This is a genomic window from Clostridium sp. (assembly GCF_032552055.1).
Classification (GTDB): Bacteria; Bacillota; Clostridia; order Clostridiales; family Clostridiaceae; genus Clostridium.
Map to the genome: position 1 here is coordinate 1 of NZ_JAWGSV010000225.1, position 5,133 is coordinate 5,133.

The 5,133-nt window shown below is 27.1% G+C and carries 6 protein-coding genes; 2 read left to right on the top strand and 4 right to left on the bottom strand.

Annotated elements, in window-relative coordinates; all coding sequences use genetic code 11:
- Positions 1-46: 46 nt before the first annotated feature.
- Positions 47-1,852 carry an oligoendopeptidase F gene (gene pepF / locus E6248_RS12820; protein WP_316341184.1) on the bottom strand — a complete coding sequence of 602 codons (1,806 nt, stop codon included), beginning with the start codon at positions 1,850-1,852 and terminating at the stop codon, positions 47-49.
- Positions 1,853-1,881: 29 nt separating this feature from the next.
- Positions 1,882-2,280 (bottom strand): DUF6762 family protein, encoded by a 399-nt coding sequence (locus tag E6248_RS12825; protein WP_316341185.1) that lies wholly within the window; start codon positions 2,278-2,280, stop codon positions 1,882-1,884.
- A 389-nt stretch (positions 2,281-2,669) separates the two neighbouring features.
- Between E6248_RS12825 and E6248_RS12830 the strand changes: the two genes are divergently transcribed.
- Complete coding sequence (locus tag E6248_RS12830; protein WP_316341186.1) at positions 2,670-3,314, top strand: metal ABC transporter ATP-binding protein; 645 nt, start codon at positions 2,670-2,672, stop codon at positions 3,312-3,314.
- A 24-nt stretch (positions 3,315-3,338) separates the two neighbouring features.
- Positions 3,339-4,133: a metal ABC transporter permease gene (locus tag E6248_RS12835; RefSeq protein WP_316341187.1), complete on the top strand. Its 795-nt coding sequence runs from the start codon at positions 3,339-3,341 to the stop codon at positions 4,131-4,133.
- A 148-nt stretch (positions 4,134-4,281) separates the two neighbouring features.
- On the opposite strand, the gene E6248_RS12840 is transcribed toward E6248_RS12835, so the two are convergent.
- Both E6248_RS12840 and E6248_RS12845 read right to left on the bottom strand, forming a co-directional pair.
- Entirely contained in the window at positions 4,282-4,692 is a 411-nt protein-coding gene (locus E6248_RS12840) for a Fur family transcriptional regulator (protein WP_316341188.1), read from the bottom strand.
- A gap of 64 nt (positions 4,693-4,756) precedes the next feature.
- The coding region (locus tag E6248_RS12845; protein ID WP_316341189.1) for a manganese efflux pump at positions 4,757-5,133 on the bottom strand (377 nt) is incomplete at its 5' end.

Here is a 5,133-nt window from a genome sequence, read left to right on the forward strand (position 1 = left end):
GTCTTAAGACAGCCCAATTAACAATTTTATATTAAACAATGAATAATTATTTGTTTATTTCTTCTTCAAGCATATCTAAAAGTTCATTAAATCTTTCAATAGTTGCTTCTAAAGGTTTTGATGTAGTCATATCTACTCCTGAAGCCTTAAGAATTTCTATTGGGTAATCACTTCCACCACTCTTTAAGAACTTAAGATACTTAGGCACTGCTTCTTCTTTTCCTTCTAATATAGATTTTGCAAATGCTGAAGCTGCAGCATATCCAGTTGCATATTGATATACATAGAAATCTGAATAGAAGTGAGGAATTCTAGACCATTCAATATCTATTTCATTATCTACTATCATTTCTGGACCAAAGTATTTTACATTTAAATCATGCCAAGCTTTATTGTAATCTTCTGCTGTTAAAGGAATTCCTTTTTCTAAAGATTCATGAGTATATAATTCAAATTCAGCAAACATTAATTGTCTAAATACAGTAGTTCTTATTTGCTCTAATTCTTGATTAATTAAGAATAATTTTTTCTTCTTATCTTCTTCTTTTTCTATTAAATAATGAATTAATAATGCTTCATTAGTGGTAGATGCTACTTCAGCGCAGAAAATTGTATAACCTGCATATATATAAGGTTGCTCTTTTCTTGAGTAGTATGAATGAATAGAGTGACCCATTTCATGAGCTAAAGTTGATACATCATTTAATGTATAATTATAATTTAATAATACATAAGGCATAGTTTCATATCCGCCCCAAGAATAAGCTCCACCTCTCTTACCTTTATTTTGGTAAATATCTATCCAACCATCATTTATTCCTGATTTAAATACAGATAAGTATTCTTCTCCTAAGGGTTTTAACCCTTCAAGAATCATATCTACCCCTCTATTAAATTCTATATGATCTTTTTCTATTTCAATTACTGGAATATAAAGATCATACATATGCATTTCATCTAATCCTAAAAGTTTCTTCTTTATCCCTACATACCTATGAAGTGATTTAATATTGTCATTTATAGTCTTAACTGCATTTTTATATACTTCAACTGGTATATCATTAGGCTTTAATGAAGCTTCTAAAGCTGAATTATACTTTCTTATCTTAGAACTAAAGTTATAGCTCTTAATTGAACTACTTAATGTAGTAGCTAAAGTATTTTCAAACTCTTTATATTTATTAAATAAAGTTTCAAAGGCTGTTTTTCTTACATTTCTATCCTTACTCTTTATAAATGTAGAATAATTCCCTTCAGTAAGTTCAACCTCTTCTCCGTCCTCATCAACTATGTCTCCAAATTTCAAATCTGCATTAGTTAACATATTGTGAATTGCAGAAGGTGCATCTAAACAGTCTGAAGCTGATGCTAAAAGCTCCTCTTCTGATTTGCTTAATATATGTGGCTTTTCCTTTAAGATACCATCAAACATAAAACTATAAAGTTTTAATTCTTCATTATTATTAATTATATCTCTTATTATACTTTCATCTTGTTCTAATATTTCTGGAACAAAATATGCTGTGAAAGATGAAAATTCAGCCATATATGCATCTACCTTATTCATCATTCCTTGATACTTACCATTAGAAGTATCTTCATCTGATCTTAAGTGAGCATATACATATATAGTTTCTGCCTTCTTCCCTAATTCAACATATTTATCTAAGAATTCTTTAATTGACTCCTTATTATTAAGCTTTCCTTCAAAGGATTTCAAAGTTGGCGCTTCTTTTTTTAAACTTTCAAAGGCTTTTTCCCATTCCTCATCAGTAGAAAATATTTTGTTTACCTTCCACTTATATTCTTCATTAATCTCTTCTCTTTTCTTTAATACCTTTCCTTCACTCATTATCTCCGCCTAAATTTAGGCACTCCTTTCTAAATATATTCTTCCTTCTTTCCTTCTATATTCTTAAATGCTTCTTCTAAAGTATCTTCAATTAACTCAACACATCTAGTTAACCTTTCCTTCATAAATCCATAATCATCTACATATTTAAATTTTATTAAAAATGTAGGATTATATTCATCTAGCATATCTTCAATATCAAATTCTTCCTTAGAAAACGCTTCATAATTAAAAACATCATATATAGCTGAGTATTCCCATTCTTCTACATCTTTATTTGTATCAAAATAAAGATTAACAATTTCATCTATAACATAAAGTTTTTTTACAAACAAAGCCCCTTCTGATACTTGGAAGCTACCAAGTTCCTTTGTTATAAATCCCGTTTCTCTATCCTTTTCCATTAGTACTAAACTAGAAAAATCCATATTAATTCCTCCACCTCTTCGTAAGTATTAAAAGTATTATTTACTTTATTATATGTTTTATCCTTATTATAAAGCAATATAGTCATTTAATCTATTATTTCTAAGTAAATTAATATTGTATTAAAAACTTGTTGCAAATCATTTGCAAAATCATATATAATTAATTTTAGATTATATAAGTTGTAGTAAAGTTTTTGCATTTTATTCAGTTATATTTTATACTCAAAATATTTTAGTTAGGCAATTACACAAGCAACTTATAAAAAAATCAAAAACTATATGGTTTCAATTGATGTAATTTACTTTCAAAACTATTTTTAGCTAAAGATAAAGTAATTACTTAAGATGTAGATTATTTATTGAAACATATATACTTAGGAGTTGATTAAATGATAGAAATAAAAAACTTATGTTTTTCATATACAAATAAAAAACCATACAATCTTAATGATGTAAATTTAAAAATTGAAGAAGGTAGCTATTTATCTGTTATAGGTGAAAATGGTAGCTGCAAAACTACATTAATAAAACTAATACTAGGCTTACTAAAACCTACAAGTGGAGAAATTGCTGTAAATTCTAAATCCATTGGTTATGTTCCCCAAAGATTAGATTCATTTAATTCACAATTCCCTATTACAGTTAAAGAAGTTTTAAGTTGTCATAAAAAAACATTAAACAATAATAGTATAGATACTTCTTCTGTTTTAAATACTGTAAATATGGGGGAATATGAAAATAGATTACTTGGAATGCTATCCGGTGGGCAACAGCAAAGAATTTTAATAGCTAGAGCTTTAATGGGTAATCCAGATATAATTATCTTAGATGAACCATCAACGGGTGTAGATTCAAATAATCAAAAAGAAATTTATGATATTTTATGTAAGTTAAATAAAGAAGAGAAAAAAACTATTATTTCAATAGAACATAATATTGATATAGCTTTAAATAACTCTACTCATATTCTTAAGATTGAAGATGGAAAAGCTTATTTATACACTACAGAAGAATATAAAAAAGTTTATAAATAAGGTTTATTAGGAAGGTTAGATTTTATGTTACAATTAGATTTTATGCAAAATGCTTTTATGGCTGGATTTATTATTTCGATTCTTTGTCCATTTATAGGACTTTTCTTAGTACTTAGAAGATATTCTATGATTGGAGATACTTTATCCCATTCTTCCTTTGCTGGAGTTGCAATTGGATTAGTAGTTGGTGTAAATCCATTAATAACTGCATTTTTATTTACTACTTTATGCGCAATAATTATTGAGCTTTTAAGAGATTATTATAAAAAGTATGCTGAACTAGTTATGAGTCTTGTTTTAACTTTCAGCTTAGGTATTGCTATTGTTCTTATTAGTAGCGGAAAAGCTTCTGCTAAAGTTAATTCATTTTTATTTGGAAGTATATTAACTGTATCAAGGGAAGATATTATATTAATACTTATAGTTGGAATTATATGCTTATTAATACTACTATTTTTATATAATAAACTTGTTTATATTACCTTCGATGAAGAAGGTGCAAAGACTTCTGGTATTAAAGTAAAACTTATAAATTATATATTTACTATATTAGTCGGTGCAACTATCTCAATGTCAATAAGGGTTATGGGGATACTAGTTATATCCTCTATAATGATAGTTCCGGTTGCAACTGCAATGCAATTAAAGAAAGGCTTTAAAACTACCCTTTTAGCAGCAATATGCTTTGGAGTATTTGATATTATGGTAGGACTTATCCTTTCTTACTATATTAATAGTGCTCCTGGTGGTACCATAGCACTAACCTCTGTATTTACTTTAATATTAACACTAGTATTTGAAAGATTTATTAGCAAATAGAAAAAACAGCTGCCAGAGAGCAGCTGTTTTTTTAACGAATAATTGATAATTATGAATGTAATTCTTCGGGAATTACTAAAAACTTAATTTATAAAAGTCCTCCAGGAGTTTTTTTATCAATTCTTCATTATTAATTATACATTATTCATTACTTTTCCTTCTTACATTGGTCACAAATTCCATTCAACTCAAGCTTATGCTGAGTTAAACTAAATCCAACCTTCGCCTTAATCGCTTCTTCTATTTCTTCCATAGGACAAGGAATTTCAACACACTTATGACATACATCACATTCTAAAATATGCTTATGATTCTCCCTTTTTAATATATATAAAGATGGTCCATCAATGCTTATTTTTTTAATAACATCTTTTTCTTCTAATAAATCTAAGGTTCTATATACAGTACTTAAATTTAAGTTATTATTTTTCTTTTTGCATTCATCATATATATTTTCAGCTGAAAGTCCCTTTTCAGAAGCTTCTATTATATTTAGTATTGAAATTCTTCCTGCAGTAACTCTAATACCATTTTCTCTAAAATAAATTTCCCAGCTCATTTTTTTCTCCTAACGTACTATATAGCTATATACTAACATCATTATACCACTAGATTCAATGATATTAAATATTAAAAAATATCATTTCTATTCCTAGTATTAATAATATTAGCCCTCCAAGTAGGTCTGCATACTTATATACAAAACTTATTTTTCTAACATATCTACATAAAAAAAAGCCTGTTGTACAAATTAGTAATGTAATTAATCCTACTAAAACTCCATCTAGAGTTAATAAAATTATATTCTCATTATAAAAAGCTGTAAAGCCTAGTACTAAGGCATCAATACTAACCGACATTCCAAGTAGCATATACATAGACTTATTAATTAAAATGGAGTCATCTTTTTCATTATTTTTAAAAGCAGCAATCATCATTATAATTCCTATTATAGTTATTATAACTCCACCAATAATACTTGGAATAGAAACTATATATG